This window comes from Nocardia sp. NPDC005745, from assembly GCF_040630775.1.
Taxonomy (GTDB): domain Bacteria; phylum Actinomycetota; class Actinomycetes; order Mycobacteriales; family Mycobacteriaceae; genus Nocardia.
On sequence record NZ_JBEXYF010000004.1, the window covers coordinates 36,402 to 57,101 of the forward strand.

The 20,700-nt window shown below is 69.2% G+C and carries 15 protein-coding genes; 10 read left to right on the forward strand and 5 right to left on the reverse strand.

Annotated elements, in window-relative coordinates:
* From ABZ420_RS05930 to ABZ420_RS05945, 4 genes are all read left to right on the forward strand, one after another.
* Complete coding sequence (locus ABZ420_RS05930) at positions 1–267, forward strand: acyl carrier protein (RefSeq protein WP_062973413.1); 267 nt, start codon at positions 1–3, stop codon at positions 265–267.
* The gene (locus tag ABZ420_RS05935; protein WP_357117504.1) at positions 264–4,562 is read left to right on the forward strand and encodes an aminotransferase class I/II-fold pyridoxal phosphate-dependent enzyme; all 4,299 of its coding nucleotides are present in this window, start codon (positions 264–266) and stop codon (positions 4,560–4,562) included. Before ABZ420_RS05930 ends, ABZ420_RS05935 begins: the two co-directional genes overlap by 4 nt.
* Before the next feature lie 372 nt (positions 4,563–4,934).
* A complete protein-coding gene (locus ABZ420_RS05940) occupies positions 4,935–6,542 on the forward strand; it encodes a carboxylesterase family protein (RefSeq protein WP_357117507.1) in 1,608 nt (535 codons plus the stop codon).
* Between the two features lie 331 nt (positions 6,543–6,873).
* Entirely contained in the window at positions 6,874–7,560 is a 687-nt protein-coding gene (locus ABZ420_RS05945; RefSeq protein ID WP_357117510.1) for a PAS and ANTAR domain-containing protein, read from the forward strand.
* A 13-nt stretch (positions 7,561–7,573) separates the two neighbouring features.
* Here ABZ420_RS05945 and ABZ420_RS05950 read toward each other — a convergent pair whose 3' ends face one another.
* Positions 7,574–8,650: a hypothetical protein gene (locus ABZ420_RS05950; protein ID WP_357117513.1), complete on the reverse strand. Its 1,077-nt coding sequence runs from the start codon at positions 8,648–8,650 to the stop codon at positions 7,574–7,576.
* A gap of 832 nt (positions 8,651–9,482) precedes the next feature.
* On the opposite strand from ABZ420_RS05950, the gene ABZ420_RS05955 reads away from it, so the two are divergent.
* Together ABZ420_RS05955 and ABZ420_RS05960 are read left to right on the forward strand one after the other, a co-directional pair.
* On the forward strand, positions 9,483–9,641 hold the full coding sequence (locus ABZ420_RS05955) for a hypothetical protein (RefSeq protein ID WP_157106603.1): 159 nt from the start codon (positions 9,483–9,485) through the stop codon (positions 9,639–9,641).
* A gap of 513 nt (positions 9,642–10,154) precedes the next feature.
* Positions 10,155–12,875: a hypothetical protein gene (locus ABZ420_RS05960; protein ID WP_357117516.1), complete on the forward strand. Its 2,721-nt coding sequence runs from the start codon at positions 10,155–10,157 to the stop codon at positions 12,873–12,875.
* Here the strand turns inward: ABZ420_RS05960 and ABZ420_RS05965 are convergent.
* Entirely contained in the window at positions 12,854–14,329 is a 1,476-nt protein-coding gene (locus tag ABZ420_RS05965) for an MFS transporter (RefSeq protein WP_357117518.1), read from the reverse strand. The two genes, ABZ420_RS05960 and ABZ420_RS05965, sit on opposite strands and share 22 nt — an antisense overlap.
* Positions 14,330–14,440: 111 nt before the next feature.
* Between ABZ420_RS05965 and ABZ420_RS05970 the strand changes: the two genes are divergently transcribed.
* Positions 14,441–15,097 (forward strand): hypothetical protein, encoded by a 657-nt coding sequence (locus ABZ420_RS05970; protein ID WP_357117521.1) that lies wholly within the window; start codon positions 14,441–14,443, stop codon positions 15,095–15,097.
* Between the two features lie 5 nt (positions 15,098–15,102).
* Here ABZ420_RS05970 and ABZ420_RS05975 read toward each other — a convergent pair whose 3' ends face one another.
* A complete protein-coding gene (locus ABZ420_RS05975; RefSeq protein WP_357117524.1) occupies positions 15,103–15,981 on the reverse strand; it encodes a LysR substrate-binding domain-containing protein in 879 nt (292 codons plus the stop codon).
* Positions 15,982–16,052: 71 nt separating this feature from the next.
* On the opposite strand from ABZ420_RS05975, the gene dapA reads away from it, so the two are divergent.
* Together dapA and ABZ420_RS05985 are read left to right on the forward strand one after the other, a co-directional pair.
* A complete protein-coding gene (gene dapA / locus ABZ420_RS05980; RefSeq protein ID WP_357117527.1) occupies positions 16,053–16,988 on the forward strand; it encodes a 4-hydroxy-tetrahydrodipicolinate synthase in 936 nt (311 codons plus the stop codon).
* A complete protein-coding gene (locus ABZ420_RS05985; RefSeq protein ID WP_357117530.1) occupies positions 16,985–18,523 on the forward strand; it encodes a DHA2 family efflux MFS transporter permease subunit in 1,539 nt (512 codons plus the stop codon). The genes dapA and ABZ420_RS05985 overlap by 4 nt, the downstream gene beginning before the upstream one ends.
* An 88-nt stretch (positions 18,524–18,611) precedes the next feature.
* Here the strand turns inward: ABZ420_RS05985 and ABZ420_RS05990 are convergent, their stop codons facing one another.
* Positions 18,612–19,166 carry a helix-turn-helix domain-containing protein gene (locus ABZ420_RS05990; RefSeq protein WP_357117533.1) on the reverse strand — a complete coding sequence of 185 codons (555 nt, stop codon included), beginning with the start codon at positions 19,164–19,166 and terminating at the stop codon, positions 18,612–18,614.
* Between the two features lie 84 nt (positions 19,167–19,250).
* Here ABZ420_RS05990 and ABZ420_RS05995 point away from each other — a divergent pair, with 84 nt between their 5' ends.
* Positions 19,251–19,967 carry an SDR family NAD(P)-dependent oxidoreductase gene (locus ABZ420_RS05995; RefSeq protein ID WP_357117536.1) on the forward strand — a complete coding sequence of 239 codons (717 nt, stop codon included), beginning with the start codon at positions 19,251–19,253 and terminating at the stop codon, positions 19,965–19,967.
* A gap of 9 nt (positions 19,968–19,976) precedes the next feature.
* Here the strand turns inward: ABZ420_RS05995 and ABZ420_RS06000 are convergent, their stop codons facing one another.
* The gene (locus ABZ420_RS06000) at positions 19,977–20,408 is read right to left on the reverse strand and encodes an SRPBCC family protein (RefSeq protein WP_174184301.1); all 432 of its coding nucleotides are present in this window, start codon (positions 20,406–20,408) and stop codon (positions 19,977–19,979) included.
* Between the last annotated feature and the right edge of the window lie 292 nt (positions 20,409–20,700).

Genomic DNA, 20,700 nt, shown 5'->3' on the forward strand with positions numbered 1-20,700 from the left:
ATGTTCACCAGCACGATCACTCGTCCGACCACCATCCAGGATTGGCTCGTGGAGCGCGTGGCGGACTACACCGAACGCGCGCCCCACGAGGTGGATCCCGTCGTCCCGCTCGCCGAGCTGGGCATGGACTCCGTCTCTGCGGTGAGCCTGTGCGGTGAGATCGAGGACCGCTGGTCGCTCGAGGTGGACCCGGTGCTGGTCTTCGAGTACCCCACCATCGCCGACATCGCCGCCTACCTGGCCGCCGAATTCACCCTCGCCGCATGACCGATATCGCCATCGTCGGCATCGACTGCCGATTTCCCCAAGCACCCGATCCGGCCGCGCTGTGGCGGCTGCTGATCGAGGGACGCGACGCGATCTCCGAGGTGCCGTCGAGCCGCTGGAACGCCGCCGACTTCCACGACCCGGCCGGTGCGCCCGGCACGATCAACACCCGCAGCGGCGGGTTCCTGGACGACGCGGATGCGTTCGACGCCGACTTCTTCGGCATCGCCCCGCGCGAAGCCGAGGCGATGGATCCGCAACAGCGGTTGCTGCTGCAAGCCACCTGGCGGGCCTTCGAAGACGCCACGCTCGACCCGCGCGGCGAGGCCGGTTCGCGGACCGGCGTCTTCGTCGGGGTGATGGCCAACGAATGGGCCAACTTGCAGATGAGCGACTACGCCGCGATCACGCCGCAGCACGGCTCCGGCAACGGGTACTTCATGACCGCGAACCGGCTGTCCTACCAGTTCGACCTGAAAGGACCGAGTGCCGCGGTCGACACGGCCTGCTCGTCGTCGCTGGTCGCGGTGCACCTCGCCTGCGGCGCACTGGCTTCCGGCGAATGCGATCAGGCGGTGGCCGGTGGCGTCAACCTGGTGCTCACGCCCGCCGTCGGGGTGTTCTACACCCAGGCCGGTCTCTCCGCGCCGGACGCTCGGTGCAAGCCGTTCAGCGCCGACGCCGACGGCATCGTGCGCGGCGAGGGCGTCGCGGTACTGGTGCTGCGCCGCCTCGCCGACGCCCAGGCGGCGGGTCTGCCGATCTACGCGGTGATCAAGGGCAGTGCCGTCAATTCCGACGGGCGCAGCAACGGCATCACTGCGCCGAACCGGTGGGCGCAGCAGCAGGTGATCGGCGCGGCGTGCGAGCGCGCGGGCGTGCGGCCCGAGCAGGTGGATTTTCTCGAGGCACACGGCACCGGAACTGTGCTCGGCGACATGATCGAGGTCAAAGCGCTGGGCCAACTGCACGGGCGAAACAGGCTTCGCCCTTGCGGGATCGGGTCGATCAAGGGCAATCTCGGCCACACCGAGGGCGCCGCGGGCGTCGCGGGCTTGATCAAGGCCGCCCTCAGCTTGCGGCACGGCGTGGTTCCGCCGTCACGGTTCGCCGACCAGGAGAACCCGCGGCTGCGGATGGCACAGCAGGGTCTGCGTCTGCTCACCGACCCGATGCCGCTGGAAGGCCCCGGCTACGGCGGAGTCAGCAGTTTCGGCATCGGCGGCACTAACGCCCATGTCGTGCTGGGCAGCGCGCCCGCGGCCGAAACGTCGACGGCGTCCGGCGGGGGAGTGCTCACCGTGTCGGCGAACGACGCGGAAGGGTTGCGGCGCAACGCTCGTCGGCTCGCCGATGCCTTGGCTTCCAGCCCGCCGGATCAATTCGCGCAAATGTGCTGGACGAGCAACCAGGTCAAATCGTCCGGCCGTGCTCGGCTCGCGATCGTCGCGGCGGATCGCGACACCGCGATCGCGCGGCTGCGCGAGGGGGCGGATACCGGAGTGGTGCGACCGCTGAGCGTCGGCTGGATGTTCACCGGGCAGGGTTCGCAATTCCCGGGAATGGCTCGCATGCTGGACGCGGCCGGTCCGCTGTTCCGGCGCGCCTTGGCGGCGGTCGACCAGGTCATGGCCACCCATCTCGGTCGCTCGGTGCGCGAGCTGATGCTCGACGAGCACACCGGGATCGACCGCACCGATCTGGCGCAACCGGCGATCTTCGCGATGGAGTACGCCTTGGCGAAGTCGCTCGCCGACCTCGGCGTCCGTCCGGCCTGGGTGATCGGGCACAGCATCGGCGAGTTCGCGGCCGCTGCGGTGGCCGGAGTGTTCGATCTGGACGACGCGTGCCGTCTCGTCGTCGCACGAGGCGAGCTGATGCAGCGGTTGCCCGCGGGCGGAGCGATGCTCGCCGTGCGGGCGGACGTGGGCGACGTCGCGGACCTGCTCGCCGACCGGACGGAGATCGCGATCGCCGCCGTCAACGGACCGAAGGAGATCGTGCTGTCCGGCGCCGCCGCGGCGATCACCCGGATACACGAGGCGCTCGCGGCGCGCGGGGTGGGCGCGAAAGCGCTCACCGTGTCCCATGCCTTCCACAGTCCGCTGATGGAACCCATGCTCGAGGGGTTCGCGTCCGTCGCCCGCGAATGCACCTACCGGACACCGGCTCTGCCGCTGTACTCGACCGTGCGCGGTCGCCTGCTCGACGCGACCGAGACGATGGACGCCGCGTACTGGACCGAGCACGTCCGCGCCACCGTCCGCTTCGGCGAGGCCATCGACGCCGCCCTCGGCACCGAGCCGAGTCATGTCGTCGAGCTCGGGCCGCGCCGCGTCCTCGCCGCGCAGGCCGGCCGGATCCGCCCGGACCTGGCGGCGCGCTGCCTGACGCCCAGCCCGGGGCCCGGCGCGACCGGGGGCGAACTGGCCGGCACCGTCGCCGCGCTGTATCGCGACGGATTCGATCCCGACTGGGACCGGCTCTACGAACCCGCGCAGCGCGTCCGCCGTCGGCTGCCCGGTTACGAGTTCTGCACCGACCAGCGGTTCTGGCTCGAACCCTGCGCTACCCCCACGCCTTCCGCACCAGCCGAGGAAACCTCCATGGACCAGTTGATCGCCCTCTTCCGTGAACAGAACGCCGTGCTGGCGAGTCTCGCGGGCGTTCCGTCCGCCGGGCGCGCTCCGCAACAGGCGGGCGCCGCGGCGACGGGCGCGCAGACGGTCACGCCGCAGCCGTTCGCGACGCGGACGACCACGGACCTGCCGATCGCCCCGGAAGCCGTCGCCGGTGTCGTACGCGCGGAGTTCGCCAGGGTGAGCGGTTTCCCGGCCGATCGGCTCCGCGATACCCAAACTATCGGCGACGACTTGGGATTCGACTCGCTCATGCTCACCGATCTGATCGCCGCGCTCGTGCGCAAGCTGCCCGGCGCGGCCATCGACCCGAGCCGTTTCACCCCCGCCACGACGATCGGTGATGTGATTGCTCAGGTCTCGAATCAGGGGGGCGCGCCCGTCTCCCGGCAAGCCGCCGTGCCCATGATGGCCGAGGCGCCCGAACCACGGCGCGCGGTCGTCGAGCCGGAGTATCGGATCTCGGATTTCGCTGAGGTCAAGGCGATTTCCGACCGGGTCTCCGGTCTGGAAGCGCTCGGGTTGTCCAATCCCTATTTCTTGATCAACGACGGTGTCACGCGGGATACCTCCGTCATCGACGGTGCGCCGGTGATCAACTTCTCCAGCTACAACTACCTGGGGCTGTCCGGTCATCCGGCGGTAGTCGCCGCCGTGCAGGACGCGGTGGCCCGCTACGGCAGCTCCTGCTCGGCCAGCCGGATCCTGTCCGGTGAGAAGCCGGTGCACCGCGAACTCGAGGCCGAACTCGCGGCCCTGCTCGGCACCGAGGACGCCATCGCGCTGGTCGGCGGCCACTCCACGAACGTCACGATCATCGGACACCTGGTCGGACCGGAGGACCTGGTGATCCACGACAGTCTCGCCCACGACAGCATCATGCAGGGCTGCAAGCTGTCGGGCGCGACCCGCCGTCCGTTCCCACACAACGACCACGCCGCACTCGACGCGCTGCTCACCGAGATCCGCCACCAGTACCGGCGGGTGCTGATCCTGATCGAGGGCATCTACAGCCAGGACGGTGACATCCCGGACCTGCCCGCGATCATCGCGGTGAAGCAGAAGCACAAGGCGCTGTTGATGATCGACGAGGCGCACAGCGTCGGCGTGCTCGGCGCGGGCGGCGGTGGGATCGGCGAATACTTCGGCGTGGATCGCGCCGATGTCGAGCTGTGGTCCGGGACGACATCGAAGGCGCTCGCCGGGTGTGGCGGGTACGTCGCGGGCAGCGCGGAGCTGATCCGCTTCCTGAAGTACACGACGCCCGGATTCGTCTACAGCGTCGGTATGACGCCGATGAACGCGGCCGCCTCGGCCGCGGCGATCCGGCAGTTGCGGTCCGAGAGCGAACCGCTGGAACGTCTACGCCGCAACTCCCGGCTGTTCCTGCGACTGGCCCGGGAGGCGGGGATCGACACCGGCGACAGCCACGACACTCCGATCGTCCCGTGCATCGTCGGCGACTCGCCGAAGACGCTGCGACTGTCGAACGCACTGCTGCGCCGCGGCATCAATGTCAACCCGATCCTGTACCCGGCGGTGCCGGAGAATCTGGCGCGCCTGCGGTTCTTCGTCACCGCCTGCCATACCGAAGATCAGATCCGCGAGACGATCAAGATCCTCGCCGAGGAAATGGCCTTGCTCACCGAGCGGTAGCGACCAGCGCGGGGCCTTCGCAGCAGGCTGCGTCGTGCAACGCCACGCGCACCGTACCGCTGTAGCATCAGCCCGAGGTGCCATCGCTGCGGGTCGCAGCGGCGACTCGGCGGGGCAGGGCGGACGATGAGGGCGGAGTGCGGTGTCCGCTGCCGGGGGTGGGAGTTCGAACGTCGTCGACGGGTGCCGCGCGGGCGTGTGATCTGCCGGATGAAGGTTCCAGCGGCGTTTCGGCTCCAGTCGCGTGCGGCCGGTCGGCTCCCGATCCGATCGTGCACCGTGCCGCCGAGCCGATCGATGCCGGCTACCGCGGTGGACGAGGCCGCCTGCCTCGCCGCCGACCGTAGCGACGCATCGGAGGTATTGACAGCCATGATTCGCTCGATCGTGCGAACCGCGCTCGCCCTGACGGTCGCCGCCGGTGTGTGCTTCGCGGGTACTCCGCCGCCCGTGACGGCCTCGGCGCCGCTCGGCGTCCTCGTGACCGGTGGTGAGGTCTCCGGCCGCGCCGCCGACGGAGTCGTCGAATACCTGGGCATCCCGTTCGCCGCGCCCACCGGGGGCGCAGCGCGGTTCGGGCCGCCGCGCCCCGTTCCGCCGTGGCCCGGTGTGCGCCCCGCGCGCGAGCACGGGCCGCAGTGCGCACAGAACGGATACCTGCCCGGCGTGCCGTCGATCGGACAGATCAGCGAAGATTGCCTGACCATCGACATATACGCGCCGGACCGCGCCCGCGATCGCCCGCTGCCCGTCATGGTGTTCTTCTACGGTGGCGGCTATATCAACGGCTCCAACAGCGAATACGACGGGCCCACCCGGATGGTCGCCGACGGCGACGTCATCGTGGCCGTTCCCAATTACCGCCTCGGTCCGTTCGGCTTCATGTCGCTGCCCGAACTGACCGCCGAATCCGGCGGCGCCACCGGAACGGTCGGCATCCAGGACCAGCAGGCCGCTCTGCGGTGGGTGCGCGACAACGCGCCCGCTTTCGGTGGTGATCCGAGCAATGTCACGATCTTCGGTGAGTCGGCAGGCGGCGTGAGTGTCTGCACCCACTTCGCCGCACCCGGCTCCGAGGCCTTGTTCGCCAAAGCGATCATCCAGAGCGGCGCCTGCGCACAAGCGCCCCTGGCCCCCGTCGATCCCGGCGACGCCTTCGCACGCTCGCAGCGCTACGCCGAACGCGTCGGATGCGGGGATCCCGCGACCCGGCTGGCCTGCCTGCGCGCCCTGCCCGTAGCGGCACTTCTGGACGCGCCGAACGTCGAAGCCGACGGACAGACTCCCGTCTGGGTGCCCAGCATCGACGGCGTCGTCATCACGCGGACACTCGACGCGGCCTTGGTGGGGGACGCGAGGAAGACGCCGCTCATCGTCGGGACCACCAGCGCGGAAGGCGCGCTGAGCATCGCCGAGACCGACTACGCCCGTGGGCATGTTCCGGACGCGGCTAGCTATGAACGGTACGTGCGCCAATCCTTCGGCGCCGACGCCGAGCGAGTCCTGGCCCGCTATCCGCTCGACCGATACCCCTCACCGGCAGCCGCCCAGATCGCGGTGATCACCGACAGCCGGTTCGCCTGTCCCGCGCTGTTCACCAGCCGAACGGCGCGTGACGCCGGACATCCACTGTGGCAGTACGAAGTCGATCAGGCGCCGCTCGGTGCCGCCAATCCTGTTCTGCCCGGGGCCTTTCACTCCTCCGAGCTGTTCTATCTGTTCACCAGATTCATGGGCGTGCCGATTCCCTGGACGGGTGCGTCCGCCGCTTTCGCCGCGCGAATGCAACGCTGGTGGACCACCTTCGCCCACACCGGTGACCCGAACGATCCCGGTCCACCCGAATGGCCCGCCTGGCCGGAGTCGACCGGGCACAGCTCCGATGGACCTGCTCTGATCATGCGGGCGACCGGCAGCGTCGTGACGGAAAATTTCGCCGCCACGCACGACTGTGCGTTCTGGGCGGAACGCGACCGCTGAACGTGTCGTACGCGTGTCGCCGTCGCTGCTGATCAGGCCCTTCCGGACCGCCGCGCCGCCCCGCTCTCGGGCGAAGTGACCCTGCGCTTCGGTGAATGACAGCCGGGTCCGCCTCCTGCGGTGGCCGGACCTCGCCGTCGGGTCGCTTTCCTATCGGCGCGTTCGCCGGATGGGCGCGGAGCGCGAAGGGTAGGGGGCGATCGGTGAGGCAGGGAACCCGGCTCTCCAGGATTAGGATGATGATGTCACCGCGGGGGGTGCGCGGTCGGGACGTCTGCTTCGATCCGCAGGATCCACGGTGAAACGCCGCAGGTAGGAGCATACTGACGCGATGAACGAATCGGGCGACCGAATCGTGGACACGGCCGAGGGAACGGTAGCCCGAGTGGTCGGCGCAGGCACACCGCAGACCACGGGGAGCTTCCGATTCTGGTTCGCCGATCAGCGGTGGGAGTGGTCGGACGAGGTCGCCGCGATGCACGGTTACGCGCCCGATTCGGTGACGCCGACGACCGAGTTGCTGCTCGCGCACAAGCACCCCGAGGACCGGGATCATGTCGCGGAGGCGATCGAGAAGTCGGTCCGCAACGCCGAACCGTTCTGTAGCCGCCACCGCATCGTCGACACCGCGGGAGCGCTGCACCATGTCCTCGTGCTGGGCGACACCATGACCGACAAGGACGGCACCGTCGTCGGCACCGCGGGCTACTACGTCGACCTGACCAGCACGATCGCCGAGGAACGTCAGGATCTGCTCGACGGCACGTTGCCGAAACTGTTCCGGGCGCGCGCGCTGATCGAGCAGGCCAAAGGCGTGCTGATGCGGGTCTACCGGATCAACGCCGAGCAGGCGTTCCACGTCTTGCAGTGGCGTTCGCAGGAGACCAACGTCAAGCTGCGCGACCTGGCCGCCCAGCTCATCGCCGAGATCGACCACCTGCCCCCGGCTCCCCCCGCGGTGCAGACCGCCTTCGACCACATGCTGCTCACACTGCACGAGCGCATCCCGAAATCGTGAGCTCCGCCGCGTCCTAGCGCCCCCGGAGCAGGGCGCCGGCTCCGTCGCGCAGCGCGGCCACGGCGTCGACCAGGACGATCTGGGCGCCGATCGCCAACGCGGCCACCGGAAGGGCTTCGTCGGCACGGCGCATCTCACCGGCCGCGGCGTTCGCCGCCGGGCCGAGCAACGGGTTCGGAGCGGTCCCGGCCAGCACCAAGCGGTCGCCCAGCGCCGCACGGTCGAGCAGTAGGCGCTCCACGGTGGCGGCGCGCAACGCCGTTGTGGTCGCGGCCAGCCCGGCCACCGCCAGGCCGTCCGGACGGTCGATCTCGGCGGCGAAGCGGTCGAGCACCCGGCGGTGGCGCAGTGCCGCGACCCGGTGCAGGATGTCGCGGACTTCCGCGTCGAGCGCCTTCGGGTCCGACCCCGGCATCAGCGTGCCCGCTTCGGCCTCGACCACATCCCGGCCCTTCGCGTCGAACACCGCCCGCAGCTCCGTCCGGGCCCGTGCTTCTCCGGCGAGCACGACGACTTCCGCGTGCACGGTGTCGGCCAGCCGGTCCAGTTCCCCGGCGAACTCGTGGATGTCGCGTCGCGTGGTGTTCTCGACCCGCTCCCGGATCGTGCGATGGGTCCAGTCGTCGCGCCGGATCTCCGACGCCGGATGACCGACGTCGCGGAGGGTCTCCTCCGCTTCGCCGCCGTGGCCGTCGAGCGCGTAGAGTTCCGAACTCACCCGGTCCACGAGCGCCACGACGTGCGGTATCTTCTCGGCCTGCACTTCGATCAGCGGCAGCAGGTAGGGCAGGGGTGATACCCGGACGATCTGGGCGTGCGGCGGGCTAGGCAAGCGCTCGTCGGCGAGCACCTCGGTCTCGTCCGCGATGAGCAGCCTGCCGCAGCGCCCGCGCGGCGGCGGATGCAGTTCGATCGCCTGGGCAAGCAGCCGCCGGATCCGCGGGCGGGCTCCACTGCGGTCCAATTCGGCGTCGATCGAGCGCCAGCGCAACTCGGTGCCACGCGCCGCGTCTTCGGTGTCGTATGAGCTATCGAAACAGACCGAGGCGAAGGGGCCGTGTTTTCGAATTATCCGGCGGAGATCGGCCATCGGTATCACCTGGTTTCCCTGGCTGTGGACGCCTGCGCCGAGACGGGTGCCGAGAATGGGGCATCCACCCGGTCGGAGGGCGTCTGTGCCCGGGTGACCAAGTCGTGTGTGCCCACAGCTTCGGTTCGGCGAACCATAGTCGGCGGGTACCCGGGCGCCTCGGGCCGAATCAGCCACCACAGATCCTTGCGCGGCCACTTCCCCCGCATCGGCCACACTCATTGCACGCGAGGGATTTCCGCCCTTTCCGAGGCCGTTGACAGGCTCGGGCCCCACCGGTCCGTGCCGGATCGTCGCCGGATGTCGATGGTCACCGCACGATATCGACCTCGCCGGTCCGCTCGGCAACCGTTCGGAATCGCGCAGCAGGCGTGTTTGCGCGTTACGCGCTGTCGACCAGAGCGATCCGCCGATCCGAGCGCCCGCAGGTGCGGAGGCGCCGCCACACCGGCGCCCGCGGGCGCGCGTGCACGGCCACGGCCGTCGGTGAGAGGGATAGGTGATTTTTCGCTCGCTGCACTTTTTCGGTTTCGTGTAAGAAAGCCGGTCGAACGCATGTTTTCACTGATCAGCGGGTTGAATTGTAACCAAGCGACCGCTTGGTGTCCGAATCGTGAACCGTAAAGATCGGTTTGTTTCAGGTGTGCTGTGGTAAATGTTGGAGGTATCGGTTCGACAGCGCGGTCGTTCCGATAAAGGGGCGAGGAACCCGCGCTGCTCGATGTTCAGCCGATTCGACGCGCTCTCGCGCGAAACCACCGGCGCGCACGAACACGAGGGCTCTCCGCAAGTATGTGTGCGGCAACGTGCACCAGCGCAGAGGAACGTCATCGTGATCGAGAAACCCGAAGCGCCCGTCGCGGACGACGAAGAACGAGATCGGATCGTATGGCCCGACCCCAGCCCACTGAGCGGCTGGTGGGCCGAAGTCATGGCTCATCGCCGGATCACCCGGCCCCACACCTCCACCGCCGACCCGCGGCACAACTGACCGGACCGACGGGGTCGCCCGGCCTTCCGCGACGTGCGGACGGCCGGACCTCCGCGATCCCGTAGGCGACCCCGCCGTCGGCAAGCGCGCCGTAATTGCGGGCCGTGCGCCGATTTACGGCGCCTTCGTTCGAATCACGTCTGTGGAAAGTGTTTTCCCGGCGCGGCGAACGTGTCGGCGGTGTAAATAGCTTGTTGCGGTGGGTGACTCGCGCGCCGCGGAAATTCGCCGAGCTTTTGCTGCAAGCACTTCGAACCGCGCGAAATCGAAGGTTCGACCCGAGTTCCGCTGTACCGCCGGGATGGAACTCCTCGCCCCGACCTGATCGCCCGCGAATTCCGGGCTCGTTCGGCGTGTCTGTCGCACGGTTGCGTCCCTTCTCGCTGCCTGTTCCCGCCAAGACTCTCTGAGTGCCAATGGGTTTGGCGTCTGCTTCAATGGGTGGTCACATTCGGCGGAGGACACGGGGGCGTGATGTCCGGCACCAGAGCTGTCTCCTTTCGGGGAGTCGATGTGCTCGAAGATCTGCTGCGTTCGTTGGTGCGGCGGCCGCCGCGCGGCGAGCGGATGCTGCCGATGGTGGGTCTGTGCGGCGATCTCACCAATGTCGAAGCATGCCTGGACATGTTCGACGCGGCGCTCGGCGGCGCGGTGCACGTGGCCGCGAACGTCGACGCTCTCGACCCCTTGCCCGACGGCAGCTCCCTGGTCGAGGACACCACGCCGGGGCTGACCGCACTGCGCCGACTGCTCTACAACCTCTGCAAGGGTTTGTCGGCGGACCGCTTCGGGCGCTTGCGCCCGTTGCCTTTCCGGCGCTACCGGTTGGCCGAGTGGTTGATGGCTCGCAAGTTGAGTTCCGACAACGAACTGGACGAGCTGGCGACGTTGCTGCGCAGGGACTTCGGCCGGTGGGGCGAGGAATTGCTCGGCGAAGCCGAGGCCACGGTGGGCCCGGTGCAGCGAATCGTGCTGGGGTTGTTGCGCATCGTGCTGCCCACGGCGGTGTTCCGGGCGCGCACCGGCGGCCGGATTCCCGGTGTGGGACGGGAGTTCCGGTGGTTCATGCGCCAGCAATACCTGGCCCCGGAACAGTCCAGCCAGTTCGTCGGATTCGCGCACCGCCTCACCGAGGGCGCCCGGCGCCACGAACACGCCGAGCATCTGGCCAAGCTGCTGGTGCACGCGTTCCTCGAAGACCTGCGCGTCGCCTACCGCCGACGCTGGTGGAGTCTCGGCGCTGCACGGCGCACGACCTATCCGGTCGCGATCCTGCGCGCACTCGACAGCGAAGCCGGTCCCCGGCTGCTCGACCTGATCAACGACGTGCGCAACGAGACAGGCAAGGACGATCCGCTGCTGGTGGTGGCGGGTACACGGACGCCACCACCCGGCGTCACCGCGCGCCCGGCGTACCGGGTGCGGCGACTGTACGAGATCTGGGTGGATGAGTTGCCCGTCGAGCGGCAGCGGCAGCGCCCCCGGGCCTGGCAGCTGTGGTTCGAGGTGCCCGCGACCGGCCCGAACGACGACGAGCCCGACCCGTTCCGGCGCATCCAGCCCCCCGATCCACCGTGGTGGGCGCGGCGGGCGGTGTCGGCGACCGCGATGTTCCTGGTGGTGGTGCTGGCCGTGGCGGCGGCCGGATTCGCGACATGGCGCCCGTGGCGTGCGAGTACGCCCGCGTGCGTGACCGTCGCGGCAGACCGGTGGGTGCGCGTCGTTCCCGGTGCGGACGGCAGTTGCGTCGGTTTCAGCGCCTACGATCCGGATGATCCCGCGGCAGGCGGACGGGGCTTCCTGTTCGCGAGCGACGAGCCCGGCAGCCGCCGTCTGGTGGAGGTGCAGCGGCGGGTGTACAAGCAGAATCTGCTGGCCGAGCAGCTGGCCAGGGAGCAGCCCGCGCGGCCGCTGTTCACCCTGGTGTACTTCGGCCAGCTCGCCGGCGTTCCGGGCGACTACCCGGCGCAGAGCGAGGACATCGAGGGCTTGGCGTTGGCGCAGTACGGCGCGCTGGAATCGGTCGCCGCCTCCGACACCCTCACTCCCGACACCGTCCCGCTGATCCGACTGCTGCTCGCGAACACCGGTCCGGCCAATCTGCAGGGTCCGCAGGTCGTCGAGCTGCTGAGGCCGCTGATCCGCGACGAGCCGGGCATCGTCGGGGCGATCGGACTCGATCAGAGCCGGACGGCGACGCTGAGCATGATCAATTCACTCACCGGCCTCGGCATTCCGATGGTGGCGCCCAGCCTGTCGGCCGACGAGATGGTGCTGTCCTCGCCGCTGTACTTCCAGATCGCCCCGCCCAACCATGCGATCGCCGAGATGATCGAGCAGTATCTGAACTCGCTTCCCGGGGCGGCCGGGCGCGGCGTTCGGATCTACCACCGGCCCGACCCGACCGATCTCTACACCACGAATATGGCCGCCGACCTGCACATCCTCGCCAGAGGCGGGCGAACGATCTGGGACGACTCCTGGGACGTGCATGATGCCTTCACCGGGCCGGACAACACCGACGCGTGCGACGAGGTGCTGTTCTTCGCAGGCCGGGATTCGGAATTCCCCGACTTCCTGCAGAGCCTCAACCGAGCCTGCGGCGACCAGCGGGTGCTGTTGATCGCGGACGATTCGGTCAACCGGTTCATGGCCAGCGCGGACCGGCGCAGGGCGGCCAACAGTGCCCGCCCGCTGATCTACGTGGCCAAAGCGAGCCTGGTGACCTGCCGGAACAAAGGCCAGGGCCGACGCAGCCGGGTCGAGTTCTACCATCTCGCCACCACCGTGGATCCGGACATCCCGAGCTGGAACGCGTGCGCCGAAGCCGACAAACCGCTCGGCGAGCGCGTCCAGTTGCATCCGCTGGGGGAGCGGGTCGCGCTGACCTACGACGCGGTCGGATTGTTCGTGCGCGCCGTGCAGGCGCTGGCCCCGGCCGTGTCGGGCGTGTGGACCGAGCCGATCCCGATCAGCGCGGCCGCGGTGTGGGCCGCGCTGCGTGACCTACCGCGGCAACCGGCCATCGAATCCAGCAGCGGCGTGCTGGACTTCTCGGTCAGCCAGGGCGCCCACGCGGGGCGGGTGGCGCACGACAAGTGGGTCGGCATGCTCAGTGTGGAGCAGATCTGGGATCCCTCGGGCACCGCCGAGCCCGTGATGATCTACGGCTGTGGCCGGGCCACCGCCGACGACACCGCGCAGTGCCGTCCCTACCCGCTCGCCGGCGGCTGACCGGCCTCGACACGGCTCGGCTCCGACGTCGCGCTGAGTGGCTCGGCCAGTTCCTCCAGCGAACGGCCCTCGGCCCGCACGCCGTAGGCCAGTTCGACCAACCCTGCCGCGAACATGGCGAGCGCGCCGATGACGAACGCCAAGGCGGTCTTCCCGGGCTCGCCATCCGCGGTCAGTTCGGCGAACACCAACGGCCCCGCGACGCCGCCCGCGACGGTTCCGATCGCGTAGAAGAAGGCGATGGCCATGGCGCGGGTCTCCATCGGGAAGATCTCGCTGACCGTCAGGTAGGCGGCGCTGGCACCGCACGACGCGACGAACAGCACGGCGGTCCAGCAGGCGGTGAGGGTCGTCGCGGTCAGCTGACCGCCCGCGAAAAGCCATGCGGTGCCGAGCAACAGCACGGCCGAACCGAGATAACTGCCCGCGATCATCGGCTTGCGACCGACCGTGTCGAACAGCTTGCCCAGCAGCAGCGGGCCGAGGAAGTTGCCGAAGCAGAGGACCGCGAAGTAGTAGCCGACCCGGTCGTCGGGGATGTCGAAGGACTTGGACAAGATGAGCGCGTAGTTGAACGTGATGGCGTTGTAGAGGAATGCCTGCCCGATGAACAGCGACAAACCGAGCACGCCGCGCCGGGGATAGCGCCGCACGATCACCTCCGCGATCTCGCGGAAGGAGATGGTCCGCCGCTGCCGGATCCGGATCCGCTGATCGGAGACGTCTGTCAGCGCGGCGCCCGCGTCCGCTCGGACGCGCTCCTCGATCGCGGTGACGGTGCGCTCCGCGTCGTCTTCCTGACCGTGGATGAACTGCCAGCGCGGACTCTCCGGGACATGCCTGCGCACCAGCAGGATGACCAGTCCGAACACGGCACCGAGCGCGAAGGTCAAGCGCCAGCCGATATTCGGTGCGAAGAGGTCGGTGTCGAGCGCGACGATGGACAGCAGCGCCCCGCCGACGGCGCCGAGCCAGTAGGTGCCGTTGATGACGATGTCGATGCGCCCGCGGTACTTCTTCGGAATCAGCTCGTCGATGGCGGAATTGATCGCCGCGTATTCGCCGCCGATGCCGAATCCGGTGAGGAACCGGAAGAAGACGAACCACCACATCGAGAACGACAGTGCCGTCATCGCGGTCGCGAACAGGTACACCGCCAGGGTGACCAAGAAGAGCTTCTTCCGGCCGAATCTGTCGGTCAGCCAACCGAAGAAGAGCGCGCCGGCGCCCGCCCCCGCGACGTACATGGCCGCGGCGAGACCGGAAACCTGTGCCGCCGTGATGTTCAGGCCACTGCCCGGTTCCGACAGCCGGGCGGCCACGCTGCCGACGACGGTCACTTCGAGCCCGTCGAGGATCCAGACGGAGCCGAGCCCGATCACGATCATCCAGTGCCATCGCGACCAAGGCAGACGATCCAGCCTGGCCGGGATGTCGGTCGATATGGTCCGCACGGATCACCCCTTCGGAAGACTGACGGTCGGATACCCCGAGCCGCCCCGGCCAACCGCGCCGTGGGCTAGGCTCTGATCCTGAGTGAAACGTGTTCTAGAAAGTGGTCCGCGATGAAGACGATCTACGCGCTGTGGGGCGTGCGCGACCTGCTCGCGGCGGATCCGGCGCCGCGACTGACGGGGGCCGCGGCGGTGCAGGCGAACATCGCGGACGCGGCGGTCGAGGCGGCGATGTTGCGCATCACGACCTTCGACGCGCCGGTACAGGCCGTCGTCAGCGTCTGGTGGGACGGGACGCCGCGCCCGGACGCGGCGCAACGAGCGCTGAGCGCCGTGGCCGAGCGGGTGGCGGGCTGGCACGTCGAGGAGGCGACTCCGATTCCGCCGCCGGTCACCGCCGTGCGCGAGCGGGCGCCGGGCCTGTCGAACATCGCCTTCCTGCGCAAACCGGATGACCTGTCGCAGACCGACTGGCTGGACCGCTGGCGCAACCAGCACACCGCGATCGCCATCGAGACCCAGGCGACGTTCGGCTACGTCCAGAACGTCGTGACCTGTCCCGCCACGGCCGGCGCGCCGGACATCGCCGGAATCGTGGAGGAGCTGTTCCCGATCGAGGCCCTCACCGATCCGCACGCGTTCTACGGCAGCGGCGGCGACGCGGCGGAGCTGGCGCGCCGCATCGAGCGGCTGATGACCAGCGTCGCGACCTTCGGCGGCGACCGGAACCTGGATGTCGTACCCACCAGCCGGTATCGGCTGCGCTGAGCGGTTCAGCGGCCGGGGGAACGTTCTGCCGATTCCCGCAATGCGATTCGGGCGGCGCGCACGGCGGGATGGTCGCCCGCGCCGCGCCGATAGGCGAGGCGGGTTCGCCGTCGCGTCGGCAGCGCGCCGAGCGTGACGTCCGGAGGGCAATCCCGCGTCCCGAATTCCGGGACGAGGGCGACTCCTTGACCGGCGGCGACGAGTGCGAGGACCGTGCCGAAGTCGTCGGCGTGATGCCGGATCCGGGGCGTGAAGCCCGCGGCCTCGCACGCGCGCACGGTCATCGTGTGGCACAGCGTGCCGGGAGTGCTCGCGATCCAGGCACTTTCGCGGTGCGCGGCGAGCGGTTCGGCCGATGGCGCCGCGAGATAGACGATCTCCTCGAACAGCGGCTCGCTGTGCAACGCGGGATCGGCGGGGACCGGCACGTAGTCGTACTCCTGGATCAGCGCGACATCGAGGGTCTCGGCCCGCAGTGCGTCGGGCGCCAGCGCCGGATCCAGTTCGGTCACACGCAGTTCCAGCCGCGGGTGCGCGCTGCTCAGTGCGACGAGCGCGGGGGAGAGGATGGTCCGCACCGCGGTGGGGAACGCTCCGATGCGCAGCGTTCCGGTGAGTTCGGCGCGGGTCGTGGCCAGCTCGGCGCCGGCCTGTTCGAGCACCGCGAGAATCCGCTCGGTGTGCTGGACGAGGGCCACGGCAGCCGGGGTCAGCGTCACCCGCCGGCCGGTTCGCGTCAGCAGCGCCACGCCCGCCTCCCGTTCCAGGGCGGCGAGCTGCTGCGAGACCGCCGACGGCGTGTAGGCGAGGGCTTCCGCCACCCCGGCGATGGTCTCGCGATGCGACAGTTCCCGCAGCAGACGCAGTTTCCGGACATCGAGCATAAGTCGAGCTTATGGTCTGCGACAGAAACGTGAACTGGATCTGATGATTCGGCGCGGTCAGGCTGGTCGTCATGACACTCGCAGGTCTTCTCGTCCCCTTGGTCACGCCGTTCACGGCTGATGGCGGGCTCGCCGCAGGCGCGCTGGAGCGGCTCGCGCACGAGGTGCTCGACGACGGAGCGACCGGCATCGTCGCGCTCGGCACCACCGGGGAGCCCGCGACGCTGACAGCGCGGGAGCGGGCGCGGGTGGTCGACGTGTGCGCGGGCGTCTGCCGGGAACGCGACGCGCCGTTGCTGGTCGGCGTGGGATCGAACTCGACGGCGGCTTCCGTCGAGGCACTCGCCGGTCTCGATCCGGGCAGCACCGCGGCGCTCACCGTGGTCCCGTACTACACGCGACCGTCCGAGGCGGGTGTGCTCGCGCACTTCCGGGAGCTCGCCGCGGCGTCCCCGGTGCCGCTGGTCGTCTACCACATCCCGTATCGGACCGGGCTTTCCCTCGGCACCGACACCTTGCTCGCGCTCGCGGATATGCCCGAGGTCATCGGCCTGAAGCATGCCGTCGGTGCCATCGACGAGGCAACCATCGCGCTGATGAGCGCGCGACCCGCCGATTTCGCCGTGCTGGCGGGCGACGATCTGTTCGCCGCGCCGCTGCTGGCTCTCGGCGCCTCCGGCGCGATCGCGGCCTCGGCCGCCGTGCACACCTCCTCGTTCGCGGCCCTGGTCGCCGCGTGGCGCACCGGTCCGGTCGACCTGGCGCGGTCGCTCGGTCACCGGCTGGCGGTACTGTCGGCGGCGCTGTTCGCCGAACCCAATCCCGTCGTGATCAAAGCCGTGCTCGCGGCGCAGGGTCGTATACCGAGCGCGGCGGTACGGCTGCCGTTGCTGCCCGCGAGCGAGGCCGCGACCCGGGCCGCCTTGTCCGCGCTCGCGGAATTCCCGACATCAGGAACGGGCAATGACTGGTGTTGCGGACGCGAAGGTGCAACGCTTAAACGGTGACACAACCTCCGGATACCCAGGCGGCTGGGCCCGACCCGTCGGCCGACAAACTGGACGCGGCCGTCTTCAAGGTCGCGGGCGTGGTCGTGCTCGGCGCGATCATGTCGATTCTCGACATCACCGTCGTCAGCGTCGCGATCCCGACCTTCCAGCGCGAGTTCGACACGAGCTACGCCATCGCGGCGTGGACGATGACCGGCTACACGCTCGCGCTGGCCACCGTGATCCCGCTGACCGGGTGGGCGGCCGACCGCTTCGGCACCAAGCGGCTGTACATCATGGCTCTCACCTTCTTCGTGCTCGGCTCACTGCTGTGCAGCACGGCGTGGAACATCGAATCGCTGATCGCCTTCCGCGTGATCCAGGGCTTGGGCGGCGGCATGCTGATGCCGCTGGGCATGACGATCATGACCCATGCCGCCGGTCCGCAGCGGGTCGGCAGGGTGATGGCGGTGCTCGGCGTGCCGATGCTGCTCGGCCCGATCGGCGGCCCGATCCTGGGCGGCTGGCTGATCGAGAACTTCAGCTGGCACTGGATCTTCCTGATCAACCTGCCGATCGGCGTGGTCGCGTTGACGCTCGCGATCATCTTGCTGCCCGGCGACAAGCCGGAGCCGTCGGAGTCGTTCGACTTCATCGGCATGCTGCTGGCCTCGCCCGGCCTCGCGCTGTTCCTGTTCGGCGTCTCCTCGATCCCGGGGGAGGGGACCGTGCTGGCGGCGAAGGTGCTGATTCCGGCCGCCGTCGGCGCGCTGCTGATGGCCGCGTTCGTGTTCCACGCGCTGCGCACTGAGCACCCGCTGATCGACCTGCACCTGTTCCGCAACCGGTCGCTGACCTTCGCGGTGCTCACGATGGTGCTGTTCGCCATCGCGTTCTTCGGAGCGGGCCTGCTGCTGCCGACCTACCTGCAACAGGTGCGCGGCGAGTCGGCGCTGCAAGCCGGTCTGCTGATCGCGCCGCAGGGCATCGGTGCGATGCTCAGCATGCCGATCGCGGGCCGTTTCGTGGACAAGATCGGTCCGGGCAAGATCGTGCTCGTCGGTATCGCGCTGATCTCGATCGGGACGGCGTACTTCATCCAGCTCGACGCCGACAGCTCGTACCTCCCCATGATCGGCGCCCTGTTCGTGATGGGCCTCGGCATGGGCTGCACCATGATGCCGATCATGACCGCGGCGATCCAGACCCTGACCCACCAGCAGGTGGCTCGCGGGTCGACGCTGATGAACATCGTCAACCAGACCGCCGGTTCGATCGGCACGGCGACGATGTCGGTGGTGCTGACCAACCTGCTGAACAACCAGCCGCTCGCGCGTCCGGCGATCGCGTCGAACTTCGATCCCGGCCTGGCGAGTCAGCTTCCGCCGGGGGCCGTCGACACCGGTCTCCAGCAGGCCGCGGAAGCGTTCAGCCACACCTATGTGGTGGCGCTGGTACTGATCGTGCTCACCTTGATCCCGGCATCCTTCCTGCCACGCACGAAGCCGAAGAACCCGGAGGCGGTCGACGCCGCGACGGTCATACACGCGTAGCTGTACGTCCCGGGATCGCCTGTCCCTCAGGTGATCCCGGGACACCACCGCCGGGGGCCCGTGCCGCGCCGCTCGGCGGGTGACCTGGTCACCGACGGCTTCGAAGGCCGTCGAACACGATCTCCGCGGCACGCCGCCACGACGGCGAGCCGGTGGTCTCCCCGAGTAGCGACAGCGCCCACACCAAGTTGACGACGTCCTCGTCGGTCGCGTCGGCGCGCAGCGCCCCCTCTTCCCGGACGCGCGCGAGAACGGCGGACAGCTGCGCCATTCCGCGATGGCAGGCTTCCGCCAGCCGAGCCGCCGCCGGATGATCCCCGGTGAACGCCTCGAGCAACCCGCGATCGGCGGTCAGCCGGATGAGCAGGTCTTCCACGAATCCGGTGAACGCCGTCCACGCGTCCGGCTCGGCCGCGGCGCGGGCGGCGATCTCGTCCACGGCCGCCAGGCGTGGCGGCAGGAGGGCGTCGATCAACGTGTCGCGGGTCGGGAAATGGTTGTACAGCGTTCCGATGCTGACGCCCGCCCGCCGCGCGATCTCCTCCAGAGAGCCCTCGAGGCCCTGTTCCGTGAACACATCGGCCGCGTGCCGCAGCAATTTCTCGCGATTGCGGGCGGCGTCCCGGCGCAGCGGTTTGGTCACGCGGCCATTCTACAAAACTGAGGGAAGCCTCGATTTCATGCTACGGTGATAAATCGAGGGGGGCCTCAGGTTCAAGGAGAGCGTATGGCGCAGCAAGCGACCGCAGTGATCGTCGGCGTCGGGCCCGGCCTCGGGATGTCGATGGCCCGCCGTTTCGGCCGGGAAGGATTTCGCGTCGCGCTGGTCTCGCGCAGCGACGCAAGGCACGTGGCCTACCTGGCCGACCTGGCGGCGCGCGGTATCGACGCCACCGCCCACGTCGCGGATGTCACCGATCGCCCGCGGCTCGGCGCGGTACTCGCCGACATCCGCCGCGACGGCCCGATCGGAATGGTCTATTACGGGCCGGCGCCGACGCAGCAGCCGGTGCCGATCACCGATATCGACGCCGAGACGGCGCGATCGGCCTTCGAGTGGGTATGGCCTGCGGTGGACGTGGTGAGCGACGTGCTGCCCGGCATGCTCGACCGCGGGAACGGTGCGTTGCTCTTCGCCGGTGGCCTTTCCAGCGTCCGCCCCATGCCCATGCTCGGTCACCTCGCCCTCGCGACCGCCGCGCTGCGCAACTACGCGCTGACCCTCAACGCGGCCCTGGCCGGGCGCAACCTCTACGCGGGCACCCTCACCATCGGCGGTCTCGTCGAGCGCGGGGACATCCACGCCATGGTCACCGCCGACCCCGCGCGCTTCGGCAGCGCGGAAGGCCATACTCTCGATCCGGACGACTTGGCCGAGACCGCGTGGAACATGTATCGCAGCCGCGACCGGGCCGAGGAGATCTTCGACGCCCTCGGCGGATGACGGTCGGGCTCAGCCGTAGAGCGCGATGAAGCGGTCCAGGGAGCGCTCGATATCGCCTTTGACCGCGCGGGCCACGCCGGATCCGATCGGACCGAACAGCGGCGCGCCGCCGAGTTCGATGTCGACGGTAACCTCCGAACCGGAGCCTTTCGGCGCGACGAGCAGCTGCAGGCCCAGTTTGGTGCCGCCCTTGCCCGCACCGGTCAGTTGCAGGCGGCGCGGGGGCTCGGCGGCGCGCACCGTCCAGGTGACCCGGTTGCGCAGGCCCTTCACCGAGGCGATGCCGACCAGTCGGGTGCCGACGGTCAACTCGGCGGGAACCTCACCGCGCCAGGCTTCGTGCATGGTCAGCCATTTGTCGAGTTCGGCGAGGTTGGAGGTGTGCGTCCAGGCCTCCTCGGGCGAGATCGGGACGTCGACCGAGACCTTCAGCTTTGCCATGGGCGCATGGTATCCGGCCGGTGGCCCACCCGGTCGAATTCGAACACCCGCCAATACGTTTGTGAACAGGCCCGTGAACACTCATTCCGCCTGCTGGTTCCGGCGCCCGGCCTGCACAGCCGCTGCGCCGCCGGTGCCGTTTCCGGTGCTCATCCCGGGTGCGGGCCCGTACGCGGGGCGAACGTCCGCGGGTTGCACCGCAGCCCAACATTATTGCGCAGCTATGTCGCGATCCCCGGCACGTATCGTCCCAGCTCCGGGAAAACGGAAAGTGTCGATGGGATCGGCAGAG

Coding starts and splice junctions, on each gene's coding strand:
- ABZ420_RS05940 (WP_357117507.1), top strand. CDS start 4,935: ATGATTCGCTCGATCGTGCGAACCGCGCTCGCCCTGACGGTCGCCGCC.
- ABZ420_RS05995 (WP_357117536.1), top strand. CDS start 19,251: ATGGCGCAGCAAGCGACCGCAGTGATCGTCGGCGTCGGGCCCGGCCTC.
- ABZ420_RS06000 (WP_174184301.1), bottom strand. CDS start 20,408: ATGGCAAAGCTGAAGGTCTCGGTCGACGTCCCGATCTCGCCCGAGGAG.
- ABZ420_RS05935 (WP_357117504.1), top strand. CDS start 264: ATGACCGATATCGCCATCGTCGGCATCGACTGCCGATTTCCCCAAGCA.
- ABZ420_RS05970 (WP_357117521.1), top strand. CDS start 14,441: ATGAAGACGATCTACGCGCTGTGGGGCGTGCGCGACCTGCTCGCGGCG.
- ABZ420_RS05975 (WP_357117524.1), bottom strand. CDS start 15,981: ATGCTCGATGTCCGGAAACTGCGTCTGCTGCGGGAACTGTCGCATCGC.
- ABZ420_RS05950 (WP_357117513.1), bottom strand. CDS start 8,650: ATGGCCGATCTCCGCCGGATAATTCGAAAACACGGCCCCTTCGCCTCG.
- ABZ420_RS05930 (WP_062973413.1), top strand. CDS start 1: ATGTTCACCAGCACGATCACTCGTCCGACCACCATCCAGGATTGGCTC.
- ABZ420_RS05945 (WP_357117510.1), top strand. CDS start 6,874: ATGAACGAATCGGGCGACCGAATCGTGGACACGGCCGAGGGAACGGTA.
- dapA (WP_357117527.1), top strand. CDS start 16,053: ATGACACTCGCAGGTCTTCTCGTCCCCTTGGTCACGCCGTTCACGGCT.